Genomic DNA, 15,421 nt, shown 5'->3' with positions numbered 1-15,421 from the left:
ATCATGACCTGTGCTGCTGACAACGACGCGCCTGATGAGGTGACTCTTGAGTAACCACCCGGGTGATCGGCGGGTGATCGGCGGGCGATCCGGCGGCGGACGGGCGGGCCGGCGACGATCCGCGAGGCCGGCCCGAGGCGGTCTCGACGGCCCCGCCCTACACCGGCGCGAACAATAACGGCCTGGCCCGCTCGCGCAGCTCCGCCACCCGTGGCTCATGGCCGTACGGCTCCAGCCGGTGCAGCAGATCGCGGACGTACTCGGTCGTCCGCGCCGACGAGATCCGTCCGGCCACCTCCACCGCCCGCGCGCCGGCCGCGCACGCCGCGTCCAGGTTTCCCGACTCCAGCTCGGCGACCGCCGACACCACCAGGCGCAGGCCGTGCGAGCGCACGAACTCCTCCGTGGGCCGGGCCAGCGCCTGTTCCGTGAAGCGCTGCACCTGCCGGGGCATCCGCAGGTCGCGGTAGCACTCGGCGGCGTCGGCCGCGAACCGCTCGGGGGAGTAGAAATCCAGCCAGGACGGGTCGGCGTCGCCGGGCCGCGCGCGTTCCAGCCAGCCCTCGGCGGCCTTGAGCGCGGCGCCGCAGGCCGGCGCGTCACCCGCCTTCGCCTGGGCGCGCGCCTCGACCAGCCGGAAGAAGCTCATCGTGCGCGCGGTGGCGAGGCCGCGGTTGCGTTCGAGGGCCGCCTGCGCGAGGTCCACCCCCTCGTCGGCGTAGCCGCGATAGGTGGCCTGCAGGCTCATTGACGCCAGGACGTACCCGCCGAGCGGGACGTCCGCCGCCGCCCGGGACAGCCGCAGGGCCTGGATGTAGTAGCGCTGGGCCGCCTCCTGCTGCCCGGTGTCGAAGGCCATCCATCCGGCCAGGCGGGTCAGTTCGGCCGTCGCGCCGAACAGCGCCCGCCCCACCTCGTCGCTGTACGACCCCAGCAGCAGGGGCGCCGCGTCCACCCGCAGGCACTCCGGGACCATCGACGAACGCCAGTCGCCGCCCCCGTACTTGGAGTCCCAGCGGCGGGCGTCGTCGGCGGCCTCCCTCAGCTTGGCCACGTCACTGTGGCCGACGCGTTGCGGTAAAGCCTCCGGACCGCCGCCGGGCGCGCCGCCCGCGCCGGCCGCCCGGGCCGCCTCGGCCTCCCTGGCGGCCTGCTCCGGCTCGCGGGCCACCGAACTGTCGGCCGGCGTTATCAGCCAGCGCGAGGCGGGCGTCGAATAGGCGCTGACGGAGAAGGATCCGGCCAGGCTCTGCCAGATGCCCCCGCCGCCGCGCCGCCCGGCGAGATCCAGCCGGTACAGCTCGGTAGCCGACCGCACCGCCTGGCCCACGTCGCGCGGAAAGGAAAGCCCCACCTCCGGCGCCGGGTCCGCGTCCGCCAGCCCGATCTCGTGCAGCGGCACCGGACGGCCGAGCTTGGCCGCTATCGCGGCGGCGATCAGATGCGGGGCCGCGCCCTGCGGGACCATGCCCTTGGACACCCAGCGGGCCACCGAGGTCTTGTCGTAGCGAAGGGTCAATCCGCGCTGTGCGCCGAGGTCGTTGACCCTGCGCGCGAGACCGGCGTTGCTGATCCCTGCGAGGGCGAGGACAGTGCCCAGCTTCTCATTCGGCCCGCGTGGCTCCCTGGACATGCGCACCCCTCGACGACACGACCCACGCCCCGGCATAGGCGGGAGGCATTCGTAAACCCAGCGTAGTTCGCCGCATCCCGACCGTTAAGAGGCGATGTCCCGGATGGCGAGATTCAGGTCCGTATGTGCGTGCATCGAGGGGCACGTGCTCCGGTTGTGTGTGGCCGTGCGCCCACCGTGCGCTCTGTCCGCGCCATCGCGGACCGAGGTTCCATGGAGGAGCGTGGGTTGGCCCGCTGTACTGGATCCAGTGGGCCGGGGGAAGCCGTCGCCTCATTCCCCGCGGGCGACGGAACGGTCCGGGAGGTGGCTCGCGCCTCCCGGACCGCGTCGTCGCAGGCCGTGCGGGCGTACGCGCCGGGCCGCCCGGAATCCGCCCGGGGCGGCACGGCGGAAGCCGCCCGCGCGCGTGGCCCGGCGGTGCTCGTACGGGCTCGCGGGCGCGCGGTCCGGCCGGCCCGGAGGAGGCTCGGCGAGGCTGCGACAGTTGGTGAACGGCGCCGGTTCAACCCTCGTCCCCACGGCCGGAGCGAAAATGGCCGGATTCCGCCCGAGGCGGCCCTCCGCGCCCTCTCCGCGAGTCCTCTCCGCGTGCCCTCTCCTCACGCCATCTCGTCGTGCTGTCGGGTGAGTTGAGAAGCGGGACCAGGAGCGCGCCGCCCGTCCACCCATGTCGCAACCGCCGCGCCGCTGTGCATGATGACAGCGACGTGTTGGTTGTCCACAGCCTGTGGAGGCGGCGATGCGCTGGTTGGTGGGGTGGAGCCGCAGCGCCACCGGACCCGGCGGCCCCGCCGTCCGGCCCGTCGGCGGCCGGCTCCTCTGGGGCGGTCCGTCACCCCTGTGGGCCGTCGGCGACTGGCGCCCCGCCGAACTCCGCGTCGTCCGTGCCGATCATGGCACCTGCCTCGTCGTCGCCGGCCACTGCGGCGCGAGCGACGAGGCACTGAGCGCCGGACTGCGCGCCGCCCGGGGCGGCGCGCTGCGCCACCTCACCGCCTGGCCGGGCAGCTACACCTCCGTCGTCCGGGCCGGCCGCCGCGTCACCGTCGTCGGCGACCTGGCCGGTCTCCGGCCCGTCTTCCACACCGCCCTCGACGAGGGCACCGCCTACGCCACGGCCGCGCTGCCGCTGGCCGACCTCGCCGGAGCGCAGCTCGACATCGGCCACCTTGCCGCCCTCCTCGCCTGCCCCGACTCGCCCGAGGCCCTCGGCGACGGCACGCCCTACCTCGGCGTACGGCGCGTCCCCGCCGCGCACGCGCTGGTCCTCCGCGACGGCGTCCGCGACATCACCGGCTACGAACCCACCGCCTCCCTCGCCGCCGGCGCGCACCGGCTCGACGCCCGCCAGGCCGTCGACGGCATCCGGGACGCGCTGGTCGACGCCGTACGCACCCGGCTCACCGCCCCCGGGCCCGGCGCCGACCTCTCCGGCGGTGTCGCCTCCGCCACCCTGGCCCTCCTCGCCGCGACCGGACCGCGGGAAGCCGACCCACACCGCGGAGCACGATGCGCGAGCGGGCAGGACAGTGGGGAGCGGCTCCTCGCCGTCACCTTCGACGACCTCGCGGCGAGCACCGGCCCGGCCCGCGCGGCCCACGACGCGGAACTGGAACGGGCCCGCGCCCTCGCCGCCCGCCACCCCGTACGGCACGTGATCGTCGCGGCCGGCCCGGAGGCCCTCCCCTACGCCGGCCTGGCCGCCGGCCCGCTGACCGACGAGCCCGGGCCCGCCCTCGCCACCGCCGGCCGGCACCTGCGGCGACTGACCGCCGGCGGCGCCGACCACCTCGTCGGCCACGGCGCCCGCCAGGTCCTCGACGCCCACCCGGCCCGCCTGGCCGACCTGCTGATGGACCACAGGCGCCGCCACCTGCTGCGCCCGGTCTCGGCACTGGCCCGCGCGGACGGCCACCCGGCGCACTCCCTGTCCGTACCGCTCACCGTCTACCGCGCGGCACGCCGGCTCGCCCGCACCCCGTACCGCGAGGGCGTGGAGGACGCGGCGGCACGGTTGCGGGCGCCCGGATTCCGTACCGCCGGGCCCGGGGCGGTGGACGCCTCGCTCGCCGCGCTCGCGTGGTGCCGGCCCGGACCGGCGGCGCACTGGCTCACGGAGGAAGCGCTCGCAGAAGTATCGGTTCGCCTCGTGGACACCGCCGCCCGCCCGGCGGGCCCGCCCCAGCGCCCCGGGGAACGCCGCGCCGCCGCCGCGCTCACCCGCCACGCCACCGACCACCGCGTCCTGGAGCAGGCGGCGGAGGTGCCCGGCCAACGGCTGCACACCCCCTTTCTGGACAACCAGGTCGTCCGCGCCTGCCGCGCGCTCCCCGACACCCTCCGCGTACGACCGGGAGCGCGCCCCTCCGTCCTGCGCGCCGCCCTCGCCGGAGCGGGAATCCTCACCCTGCCCCCGGGTTGGGGAACGACGTCCCACGCCTCGCACGCCGCGGCCGTACGAGCCGGGCTCGGCGCCGCCGCCGGGCCGCTCACGGACCTCTTCCGACGCCCGCTGCTGGCCGACGCCGGCCTGATCGACGCCACGGCCGTACGGGACGCGCTGCGCGCCGCGGCCGCCGGGGAACCGGTGCCCGCGGACGGACTCATGGAGATCGTCTCCATGGAGGTCTGGCTGCGCCGCCTCCTGGCCCGGCGCGGCACCTGCTGGACGGACGCGAGCGCCGGCCCGGCCGCCGACCACCGCGCGGTCACGGGCGGCGTGACACCCGGAGCCGGTACGGCCACGGGCGCGGGCGCGGACGCCTGGCCGGGGCCCCGCCCGCCACGAGGCCCTCTATAGAGAGGCACCGCGTAAAGATGCCCCGCATAAAATGGCTGGACGGGCGCGGCCGCGCCGGGCTCTACTCGGGCCCCGACCAGGCAAGAGGAACCACGGTGGCCACGGTGGCTGGAATACCCCGACAGACGCATGACGCACAGCCCGGCGAGGGCGACTCCGCCCTGCGCGGAGACTGCGCGAACTGCTTCGGGCTGTGCTGCGTCGCACTGCCCTTCGCCGCCTCGGCCGACTTCGCGGTCAACAAGGCCGCCGGCAAACCGTGCACCAACCTGCAGACGGACTTCCGCTGCGGCATCCACACCCGCCTCAGGAAGCAGGGCTTCCCCGGCTGCACCGTCTACGACTGCTTCGGCGCCGGCCAGAAGGTCTCCCAGGTCACCTTCGGCGGCCGGGACTGGCGACAGGCGCCGGACACCGCGCAGCAGATGTTCGACGTGTTCCCGGTCGTGCGGCAGCTCCACGAACTGCTCTGGTACCTGAACGAGGCGCTCGGCCTGCCCGCCGCGCGCTCCATCCACCCCGACCTGCGCCGCCTCCTCGACGAGACCGAGGAGCTCACCCGCCGCGACCCCGCCTCCCTGCTGGAGGTCGACGTGGCGGAGCACCGGCAGAAGGTCAACGTCCTGCTGCTGCGCACGAGCGAACTCGTACGTGCCAAGGCCGGGCGCAAGGCCAAGAACCACCGGGGCGCCGACCTCATGGGCGCCCGGCTCCGGCGCGCCGACCTCAGGGGCGCCAACCTGCGCGGCGCCTACCTCATCGCCGCCGACCTCTCGGGCGCGGACCTGCGGACGGCCGACCTCATCGGCGCCGACTTCCGCGACGCCGACCTCTCGGGCGCCGACCTGACCGGCAGCATCTTCCTCACCCAGCCGCAGATCAACGCGGCCAGGGGCGATGCCGCCACCAAGCTGCCGCCCTCCCTCACCCGGCCCCCGCACTGGGCGTCGGGGCCCGCCACGGCCCGCAGCTGATCCGGGCGTCGGCCCAGTCCGCCACGGCGACGCGGTCCGCCGCCGTCCTCGGCTCGACGACCAGGCGGAGCGTCCGGTACCCCGTCAGGGGCACGTGCACCGGGACGGCCGCCCGGCCGCCCGGCACCAGGCCCGAGCTCCACAGGCGGGTGCCGTCGCCGTAGACGGAGAAGGTGACGGCACCGAGTCCGAGGGACATGTCGTCCACGCCCGCCAGTGCGTCGTAGGCCGTGCAGGAACGGTTCAGTTCGACCGTCGCCGACGACGCCGCGTGCATGCTCACCCCGTCGCGGTACGTCGTACCGCCCACCCGCGGCCCGTACCGCTGCCACAGCCAGCTGCCGCCCAGCCGCACCTCGGGCTCCCTGCCGTCGCCGATGCCGCTGTAGTCCAGCTCGTTGAGCCGGTAGACGTGGGAGGGCCGGGGCGGGGGAGCGGGCACGGAGGGCTTCACCGTCGCACCGGCCGACGCGCCGGCGGACGGCTTCGGCGCGGGGGACGACGGAACCGGCGACGGCCGCACGGTCGCCGCCGTCGGCCCGGCGGAAGCCGGGACCGAGGGCGAGGGGGACGGTGACGGTGAGGCGGCCGAGGGCGACGCGGAGGGACTCGGCGCGGACTTCGCCGCCAGTGCCGGGGGCGCGCTGGGCGCGGGCGAGGCCGTCAGACCGGTCCGCGGCCCCCGCTTGTGCGGCGTCACCGGTACGACCGGGGCCGCCGTGGCCCTGGCCCGCGGCTCCTCCGGCCGCGCGGGGGCGTGCCCGGCGACGGCGTACGCGATGACGGCACCCGTGGCGGCCAGCACCCCCATGCCGAGCCCCACCTTGACCGGCAGCCCCAGCCCCTCGCTCAACGCGGCCCCGGAGCCCGCGGCCGAGCCACCGGCCGACCCCCCACCGGACGCCACGCCGGCACTAGCACCAGCACTCGCACCGGCACTCGTTCCCGCAGCCGCACCCGCGCCCGCCCCGGAACCGGCGGCGACTCCCGCCCCGGCGGCCCCTGCCGCCGCACCAGCCCCCGCCGCCAGCCCCGCGACGGCCTTGACCGACCACCCGGTGGCGAACCAGCCGATGACCGCGACCGGCAGCAGCGCGCGCAACCGCTCGTTGACGTCCGCGACCTCCAGCGCGGCCGTACGGCACTTCGCGCAGCCCTCCAGGTGCTTGCGCATGCCCCGCTCGGCACGCGTGCGCAGCCTGCCCCGCGCGTAGGCGCCCAGCCGGTCGGCGTACTGCGCGCAGTCGCCGCCCGCCATCAGCCGCGTGTTCACATGGGCCTGCAGATAGGCCTGCTTGAGGCCTTCGCGGGCCCGGTGCGCCAGCACCGCGGTCGCGTTGGCGGTCAGCCCGAGCAGCGGCGCGACCTCGCTCGGCGACTCCTCCTCCACCGTCGTGTGCCAGAGCACCGTCTGCCAGCGCTCGGGCAGGCTCCGGAAGGCCTGCACGGCCAGGGACTCCTCGGCCTCCTGCATGGCCCGCACGTCCGCGCCCAGGTTGAGCGTGTCGTCGTCGGAGGCCACGGACGAGGACGCCGCCGACGCCGCGAACAGCGCGAAGTCCTCGACCAGCTGCTCCCGCCGCGCGGTCTTCGCCCACGCCGCCGCGACCCGCCGCACGGTCGTCAGCAGATACGCCCGCACCGCCGCGTCGGGCCCCGCACCGCGGCGCACCGCCTGCAGCGTGCTGGTGAAGACCTCGTTGGTGAGGTCCTCGGCGGTGTGGTCGTCACGGCAGCAGCTCCGGGCGTACCGCCGGACCGCGTCGGCATGCCGCCGGTAGAGCTCCTCGTACGCGCCGGCGTGCTCCCCGCCGCCGCGCAGCTGGGCGACCAGCTCGAGGTCGGACGGAGGCATGTCCGCGCTGCCCGCACCATCCGAGCCGTCCGCGTCGTCCGAGCTGTCCGCGTCATCGCCACGGGGGTCGGAGGCCATGTCGCCCCCCGGCCCCGACGGCGTCCGCTGCTGCGGGACCGCCGGCCCGGACACCGCTCCGGACACCGGCGGCCCGGACACCGGTCCGGTGCCGTCGCTCCACAGGTCCAGCGAGGCGGAAGAGAGCGGACCGCCCTGGCCGGGCACCTTGTGCGGCGCCGGAGGATCGTCCGTCTCTTCGGTTCTGCGCGGTTCTTCGCGCCCGTCGACACCCATAGCGGATGCTCCCCGTACACGCCGTCACACTCGAATACCGAGCAGCGTGGCACAAGGGCATGCCTCAGGGTCACTCCGCGAACCGCAACCACTCATCCGGGTTCAGCCGTCCACGAGGCTCACGCCGAAGCTGACATATGAAACTCGGACAGGAAGCTCGTACACATCACCGCGAGCAGCCGTGGCCCTTACTTACCGATACTCACCGAAGAAGGGCCACGGAGCCCGGTGTCCGTGCTGAACCCGGCCTACTCGACCGGCCGCGAACGGAGGCCTTCCAGCAGGATGTCCAGCAGCCGCGAGGAGGCCGCCGCCTGCTGCGCGGCATCCGGCAGCGACGGCGCCGCCGTCGCGATCACCAGCAGCACATCGGCGACCGTCACGTCCGCGCGCAGCTCACCGGCCGCCCGCGCCCGCTCGACCAGCCGGCCCACGACGTCGAGCAGCGCCGCGGCACCCGCGTCGTCCCGCTCGTCGATCGCCGCCGGCCGCTGCTCGACCAGCCGCAGCTCGTGCAGCTGACCGCCACCGGCCGTCCCCGGCTGCCGCTGCTGCGGCACCCGCGCCCGGTCCGGCACCGCGGCCTGCGGCCGCTGCTCGTCGGACTCCACGTCGACGCCGACCCGCAGCACCTGCGGAGGCAGCAGCCGGCCCGCGCCGGACGCCACCGAGGTGCGCAGGAACCGCGACAGCGCCGACCAGGGCTCGTCCTCCTGCCCCAGAGCCGTCCGCGCCTGCTCGGTGAGCCGTGCCGTCTCCTCCTCGGCTATGCGCCGGACCAGCACGTCCTTGCTGGGGAAGCGGCGGTAGACCGTCCCCACTCCGACCCGGGCCCGGCGCGCCACGTCCTCCATCGGCGCTCCGTACCCCAGCTCGCCGAAGACCTCGCGAGCCGCCCGCAGCACATGTTCCAGATTGCGCTGTGCATCCACGCGCAACGGCGTATTACGGCCACCGGTGCCGTCAGCCGTCGCGACAGCAGCAGACCAATGAGAGCCCTGAATGTGCATACGTTCCCCCGGTTATGACGTCTCCCCCCGGAGACTCCCCGCCCTGACTGCCGGGGCACGTCTCGACACCCCGACGGAGTACGAACATAGTTGAGCCCAGGTCAAGAAAGAAGGGGGTAGCTCCGCACAGGCCGCCCCCGATTGGAGTACAGGCCTGCTCCCTCTTGATTCTGCACTACCGCACCACCCCGCCGCATCCCCCCTGACCTGCGAGGCTTCGCTCCGGAGCGGCATTCCCGAACCGGGCGGATCAGCTCCGGCGCCGGTCGTACAGATCACAAGTCCTGTGGACAAACCACCGATGTCGATGCGTCATGGGGAGGAGTTGTGCCGCGGCGCCAGAACGACCGAGTACGAACGAGCACGGCGGGTACCCGAGTAGAGCCGAGTAGGGCCGAGGGCGACGCGACGAGGCGAGGAGGAACGGGCCTTGGTGAACGAACCGGCGCGGGAGGGGCACGCGGGGCACGAGGGCCGGTCCGCACGGCCGGATCAAGCCGGTCGCCGGGCAGACCCGAAGGAAGTCGAACCGAAGGAACCGCGGCAAACGCCGGAACCACGGCAAACGCCGGAGCCCCAGGAAACGCGGGAAACGAAGGAAACAAAGGAAGCACCGGGGACCCCCGAAGCCCCGGAGACCCCCGAAGCCCCACAACCGCGGAAACCCGCCCGCGTCCTCATCATCGGCGGCGGCTACGTCGGCATGTACACCGCGCTCCACCTCCAGCGGAGGCTCAAGCGCGACGAGGCCGAGATCCTGGTCATCGACCCCGAGCCGTACATGACGTACCAGCCCTTCCTCCCCGAGGCGGCCGCCGGCTCCATCTCGCCCCGCCACGTCGTCGTCCCCCTGCGCCGGACCCTCGGCGACTGCGACGTCCTCACCGGCGAGGCGGTCGCGATCGACCACGCCAAGCGCACCGTCAGCGTCAAGACCCTCGCCACGGCGGACGAGGGCACCGGCCCCATCGACCTCCACTACGACGAACTGGTCCTCGCCCCCGGGTCCGTCTCCCGCACCCTCCCCATCCCGGGCCTCGCCGACCACGGCATCGGCTTCAAGACCGTCGAGGAGGCCATCGGCCTGCGCAACCACGTCCTGGAGCAGATGGACATCGCCTCCTCCACCCGCGACCCCGAGGTGCGCGACGCCGCCCTGACCTTCGTCTTCGTCGGCGGCGGCTACGCGGGCGTCGAGGCGCTCGGCGAACTCGAGGACATGGCCCGCTACGCCACGCGCTACTACCACAACATCGAGCCCGCCGACCTGAAGTTCATCCTGGTCGAGGCCACCGGCCGCATCCTCCCCGAGGTCGGTGAGGACATGGGCCGGTACGCCGTGCGCGAGCTGCGCGGCCGCAACGTCGACGTACGCCTCGACACCCGCCTGAACTCCTGCGAGAACCGCGTGGCCGTGCTCAGCGACGGCTCCCGCTTCCCCACCCGCACGCTCGTCTGGACGGCGGGCGTCAAACCGCACCCGATCCTCGCCGCCACCGACCTCCCGCTCGACGAGCGCGGCCGCCTCACCTGCGAGGCGACCCTGCGCATCCGGGGCGTCGAGCACGCGTGGGCGGCGGGCGACGCGGCCGCGGTACCGGACCTCACGGCCGCCGAGAGCGGCACGACCTGCGCCCCCAACGCCCAGCACGCCGTGCGCCAGGCCAAGGTCCTCGCCCGCAACCTCGTGTCCTCGCTGCGCGGCGACGGCCTCCGCGAATACCGGCACCAGTACGTCGGCTCGGTCGCCTCGCTCGGCCTCCACAAAGGCGTCGCCCATGTGTACGGGAAGAAGCTCAAGGGCTACCCGGCATGGTTCATGCACCGCGCCTACCACCTCAGCCGGGTGCCCACCTTCAACCGCAAGATGCGCGTCCTCGCCGAATGGACGCTCGCGGGGCTCTTCAAGCGCGAGATCGTCTCCCTGGGCTCGCTCGAGAACCCCCGGGCGGAGTTCGAACTCGCCGCCGGCACCGGACGCCACCCCGAGGCGAGCTGACGACACCCCGGGGCGGGCCGACACCCCGGGGCGGGCCGCCGCGCCCGGGCGAGCCGGCGCGGCGCGCCGGAGCGCGACGAAGCAGGTCGCGGGCCGAGCCCGCGACACGGCCCGGAACACGCGACCCCTTCAACCGACACGGCGCCTGACGGATGTCAGCCCTGTCGGCCACACTGGTCGTGTGACCATGGGTGGGCTGGTATCAGCGAAGAGTGACAATCATGAGGATTCGGACGCTTGCTGCACTCTCCCGGGAACCGGCCCCCGCCGGACCACCTGCCATCGCACGCCGGACCCCAGGTATGACCACGTCCCCGCATCCCACGTCGCCGAGCTGACCCGGAACGACTCCGCGAGGTAATCCTCAGTGAACTTCACCCGCTGGAGCGCCCGGCTCCCCGGCACACAACGCCGAGCGGCGGCCCGCGCCGACCGCAGCACCCCCGCCGCGTCCCCGAAGGCCTCCGCCGCGGCCGGCGGCACGGGCGGAGGCAGTGGTGGTGGCAACGGCGGAGGCGGATCGGTGCCCGCGGCCCGGGCCGAGGCCTCGCCGGCCCAGGACGCCGACCCCGCTCCCGTCCCCACCCTCGACGGCCTCTCCGTCCACGACATCCTCGGCAAGGTCCCCGCCCTCGCCGCCGTCGTCTACGGCCCCGACCACCGCATCGCCTACGTCAACGACGCCTACGCAGCCGTCTTCGGCCCCCGTACCCCCGGCACCCACGCCCGCGAGGCCCTCCCCGAGCTCGAAGAACTCGGCCTGCTCCCCCTCATGGACCAGGTCCTGCGCAGCGACAGGCCCCGCACCGTCAAGTCCCGCCGCGTGACCGTCCCACCGGCCGAGGCCCACGACCGCGGCCCCCGCCGGCGCCACGGCTACTACACCTTCACCTGCTCCCCCATCGACGTGGGAGAGGGCAGGGACACCCAGCGCGGTGTCCTCGTCTTCGCCGCGGACGTCACCGACCAGGTGGAAGCCGCCGAACGCCTGCGCGCCAGCGAACGCCGCCAGCGCGAAGCCGCCGTCACCCTCCAGCGCAGCCTGCTGCCCCAGGAGCTGGAACAGCCCGACGACCTCCGCGTCGCCGCCACCTACCAGCCCGGCGGCAAGGACACCGCCGTCGGCGGCGACTGGTACGACGTCATCACCCTCGGCGCCGGCCGCACCGCCCTCGTCATCGGCGACGTCATGGGCCGCGGCGTCCGCGCCGCCGCCGTGATGGGCCAGCTGCGCACCGCCGTACGGGCCTACGCGCGCCTCGACCTGCCGCCCCACGAGGTACTCCAGCTCCTCGACGGCCTCGCCACCGAGATCGACGCCACCCAGATCGCCACCTGCGCCTACGCCGTCCACGACCCCAACGAGGGCCGGCTCGTCTACGCCTCCGCGGGCCACCTGCCGATCCTCGTCCGCGACCCCGACGGAACCGTCCGCCGCGCCGCCGAACCCACCGGACCCCCGCTCGGCACCGGCGGCTGGCTGCACACCTCCGGCACTGTGGCCCTGGGCCCCGGATCCAGTGCAGTCCTCTATACGGACGGCCTCGTCGAACGCCGGCACGAGGACATCGACGAAGGCGTCGCCGCGCTCGAACGCGCCTTCGCCGGAGCCACCGGCTCGCCCCAGGTCATGTGCGACCGCCTGATCCGCGCCCTCGGCGTCACCGAGGAGCACGACGACGACGTCGCCATGCTCGTCCTCCAGCACCCCGCCCGCACCGGCCACGACGCCGAGCTCTTCCACAACGCCGCGCTCGAACTGCTCGGCGGCGTCGAGGCCGCCCCGCGCGCCCGGGCCTTCGCCTCCGGCGTCCTGGCCAGCTGGCGCTTCCCCAACGACCTCCGTGACCTCGGCGTCCTGGCGACGAGCGAGCTCGTCGCCAACTCCCTCCAGCACGGCACACCGCCCATGCGGCTGCGCCTGCGCCGCACCGACCGCCGCCTGATCATCGAGGTGACCGACGGCGACGACCACCTCCCGCGCCGCCGCCGCGCCGAACCCGCCGACGAGGCGGGACGCGGCATCTCGATCATCGCCACGATCGCCTCGTCCTGGGGCTCGCGCCGTACGCCGGGCGGCGGCAAGGCGGTGTGGTGCGAGTTCGCCCTGCCGGCCGGCCACGGCTGACGAGCAGCGGGGCAGGGGGCAGGGCGGGATCGCGGGAACGGGACGGGCGGAGGGTCAGACGGTGACGGCCACGCGCTCGTCCGACCGGGTCGCATCGGACCGGGTCGCATCCGACCGGGTGACGTCCGACCCGGCCACGTCGGCGCTCGCCAGGGCGTCCGCCCGCCGGGCCCGGGCCACGAACGGGTTGTCCTGCGCCGGGGTGAGCCGGCGCCCCAGGCGCAGCGCCAGCACGGTGATGCCGAGCGAGAACACGATCAGCAGCGACACGTACGCGCCGTGCAGACCGAGCCCCACCAGCAGTGCGCCCAGCAGCGGCCCCGAGGCCATCGCCAGCTGCTTCACCAGGGCGAAGGCCGAGTTGTACTGACCGATCAGCGACGCGGGGGCCAGGTCGGCCACCAGCGGCGCCACGGTCGGCGCCAGCATCGACTCACCGACACCGAACAGCACGTACGTCGAGATCAGCAGCCCGGTCGCCACCGCCTGGGTGCCGTGCACCAGACCGGACAGCGCCGCCGCGACCCACGCCACGGTCCAGATCAGCCCGACCAGCGCCATGACACGGCTGCGCCGGCGCCGCTCCACCAGCTTCAGTACGACGAACTGCGTCAGCACGATGGCGGCGGTGTTGGCGAACAGCGCGATGCCCAGCGTCGCGGGGGAGACCCGGGTGACCTCGGTGGCGTACGCGGCCAGGCCCGACTCGAACTGGCCGTAGCAGGCGAAGAACATCACGAAGCCCAGAGCGCACAGCCACACCATCGAGCGGTCCCGCAGCAGAGTGCGCCACGCGCCCTCGGGACGCGTACCGGTCGGCACCACACCCTCGACCTTGGGCGCCGCGGGCAGCCGCACGGTCGCCACGGTCGCACCGAGCGCCAGGAACATCAGGGACTCGATCCCGAACAGCCGGATGAAGCTCGACGGCGCGCTCTCGTCGACCATCAGACCGCCGATGAGACCACCGAGACCGAGGCCCAGGTTGTTCATGAAGAACTGAGTGGCGAACGACCGCGAACGGGTCTGCGGAGTCGAGCACCACACGATCATCGTCGCGAGGGCCGGCTGGATCACCGCTATACCCGCGCCGAGCGCGGCGGCCGAGGCGATGACCAGCGGCGTGCTGGCGGACAGCCCCATTCCCAGCGAACCGATCGCCGCCGAGACCGTACCCACGACGGCCACGGGCAACGGACCCCGCCGGTCGATCGCCCGACCGGTGAAGGGCAGCACGAGCAGCGCGGCGACGGCCAGCGTGAACAGCGTCAGTCCCGCTGTCCCCGCTCCCAGGTCCCGCACCTTCGCCACATAGACGTAGAGATACGGAACCGTGAAGCCGTTGCCGAACGCGCTCAGCGCGTTGCCCAGCTGGATCCGGCGCAGTGCCGCGCCCATCGCGGTGGTCACACTCACCCCTTGAACTCAAAGACTTCGAACCTAAACTTCGAAACTAAACAGTACATGCCGAAGGTCTTTATGTCGAACGGGTTTCTGTCATACTGCCGCCCATGGCTGACACCCCCGGGCCCGCCGAGCCGAGCCTCGAAGAGCAGATCGCCGCCTACCAGCGCGAATTCCAGGACCTCGACCCCCAGGTCGAGCGGATCGTCTCGGCCCTCAGCCGCCTCAACCGGCGCATGAACGTCGCCTACGGCCGCCAGACCGCGTCCCTGGGCATCAGCAACGCCGAGTGGGAGGTCCTCAAGGCCCTCGTCCTCGCCGGCGAGCCCTACCGCCTCGGCCCCGGCGACCTCGCCAAGCGCCTCGGCCTCACCCCGGCCGCCATGACCCACCGGATCGACCGCATGGTCGCCGAAGGCCTTGTTACGCGCGAGCGGGACGAGACCAACCGGGTGCGCGTCATCGTCGGCGTAACAGAGGAGGGGCGAGCGAAGTGGCTGGAGGGTCTGCGGAGGGCCACCGTCTTCGAGGAGGACCTTCTCCAGGACCTCTCCTCCGAGGAGCGCGGCCAGCTCGGCGCCATGCTCACCCGCCTGCTCCGCCGTGTGGAACAGACCCAGCCGGACGCCGGCGGACGGCTCAGCGACCTCGACTGATCGCGGGTTGACACGGGGGTGGCGGATCCGTAGTGTTCTCCGAGTTGTCGCGGGGCCGGTACGGTCCGGCGGCAGCCACTCCAGCCGCATCGGCGGCAATCACCACTTGCACGGTCCCTGAACGGGATGGATTCCGGCGTGCCCGGAATTCTGAACGAGAAGGCCCTCCGGTTCCGATTAGGAGCCGGAAGGAAAATCCGCTAAAGTAGTGATCACGCCGAAAGGCAGCCCCGCTCCAGCAGGGGGCCAGAAAAGGAATCCGAACCGGAAACGGAACGGAAAACGGATCTGGTAAGGTTGGAAACAACGAAGGGAAGCGCCCGGAGGAAAGCCCAGCGAATAGCTGAGGTGAGTACAAAGGAAGCGTCCGTTCCTTGAGAACTCAACAGCGTGCCAAAAGTCAACGCCAGATATGTTGACACCCCGTCCATCTCGATGGATGAGGTTCCTTTAAAAAGTCCTGCCGGGTCCGTATGGATCGGGTAGGCAACACACAGCGAGGACGCTGTGAACGACCGGGCCTATTCCGCCTGGTTGTTCCGCTCAACGCGAGTGTACGACCGGATTACCGGTAAACATTCACGGAGAGTTTGATCCTGGCTCAGGACGAACGCTGGCGGCGTGCTTAACACATGCAAGTCGAACGATGAAGCCCTTCGGGGTGG

At 73.2% G+C, this 15,421-nt stretch carries 9 protein-coding genes and 1 rRNA gene; 6 read left to right on the top strand and 4 right to left on the bottom strand.

Annotation, left to right across the window (positions count from 1 at the left end; genetic code table 11):
* Positions 1–157: 157 nt before the first annotated feature.
* A complete protein-coding gene (locus AC07BS_RS18680; RefSeq protein ID WP_478648790.1) occupies positions 158–1,633 on the bottom strand; it encodes an MFS transporter in 1,476 nt (491 codons plus the stop codon).
* Between the two features lie 742 nt (positions 1,634–2,375).
* Between AC07BS_RS18680 and AC07BS_RS18675 the strand changes: the two genes are divergently transcribed.
* Both AC07BS_RS18675 and AC07BS_RS18670 read left to right on the top strand, forming a co-directional pair.
* A complete protein-coding gene (locus AC07BS_RS18675; protein WP_478648787.1) occupies positions 2,376–4,436 on the top strand; it encodes an asparagine synthase-related protein in 2,061 nt (686 codons plus the stop codon).
* 104 nt (positions 4,437–4,540) lie between these two features.
* The gene (locus AC07BS_RS18670; RefSeq protein ID WP_478648785.1) at positions 4,541–5,410 is read left to right on the top strand and encodes a pentapeptide repeat-containing protein; all 870 of its coding nucleotides are present in this window, start codon (positions 4,541–4,543) and stop codon (positions 5,408–5,410) included.
* Here AC07BS_RS18670 and AC07BS_RS18665 read toward each other — a convergent pair.
* Both AC07BS_RS18665 and AC07BS_RS18660 read right to left on the bottom strand, forming a co-directional pair.
* Positions 5,361–7,559, bottom strand: coding sequence for a sigma-70 family RNA polymerase sigma factor (locus AC07BS_RS18665; protein ID WP_478933233.1), 2,199 nt, complete (start codon positions 7,557–7,559; stop codon positions 5,361–5,363). The genes AC07BS_RS18670 and AC07BS_RS18665 overlap by 50 nt on opposite strands.
* 248 nt (positions 7,560–7,807) lie before the next feature.
* The gene (locus AC07BS_RS18660; protein WP_478648780.1) at positions 7,808–8,569 is read right to left on the bottom strand and encodes a TetR/AcrR family transcriptional regulator; all 762 of its coding nucleotides are present in this window, start codon (positions 8,567–8,569) and stop codon (positions 7,808–7,810) included.
* 703 nt (positions 8,570–9,272) lie between these two features.
* Between AC07BS_RS18660 and AC07BS_RS18655 the strand changes: the two genes are divergently transcribed.
* Positions 9,273–10,568 (top strand): NAD(P)/FAD-dependent oxidoreductase, encoded by a 1,296-nt coding sequence (locus tag AC07BS_RS18655; protein ID WP_478648777.1) that lies wholly within the window; start codon positions 9,273–9,275, stop codon positions 10,566–10,568.
* A 367-nt stretch (positions 10,569–10,935) separates the two neighbouring features.
* On the top strand, positions 10,936–12,696 hold the full coding sequence (locus tag AC07BS_RS18650; protein ID WP_478933231.1) for an ATP-binding SpoIIE family protein phosphatase: 1,761 nt from the start codon (positions 10,936–10,938) through the stop codon (positions 12,694–12,696).
* Between the two features lie 54 nt (positions 12,697–12,750).
* Here the strand turns inward: AC07BS_RS18650 and AC07BS_RS18645 are convergent, their stop codons facing one another.
* Positions 12,751–14,106, bottom strand: coding sequence for an MFS transporter (locus tag AC07BS_RS18645; RefSeq protein ID WP_478648773.1), 1,356 nt, complete (start codon positions 14,104–14,106; stop codon positions 12,751–12,753).
* Between the two features lie 101 nt (positions 14,107–14,207).
* On the opposite strand from AC07BS_RS18645, the gene AC07BS_RS18640 reads away from it, so the two are divergent.
* Together AC07BS_RS18640 and AC07BS_RS18635 are read left to right on the top strand one after the other, a co-directional pair.
* Positions 14,208–14,756, top strand: coding sequence for a MarR family winged helix-turn-helix transcriptional regulator (locus tag AC07BS_RS18640; protein ID WP_478648771.1), 549 nt, complete (start codon positions 14,208–14,210; stop codon positions 14,754–14,756).
* Positions 14,757–15,334: 578 nt separating this feature from the next.
* Positions 15,335–15,421 (top strand): 16S ribosomal RNA (locus AC07BS_RS18635); the annotation flags it as partial.

The organism is Streptomyces sp. NPDC044063 (assembly GCF_056434285.1).
This window is presented reverse-complemented; position numbering and strand designations above follow the sequence as displayed.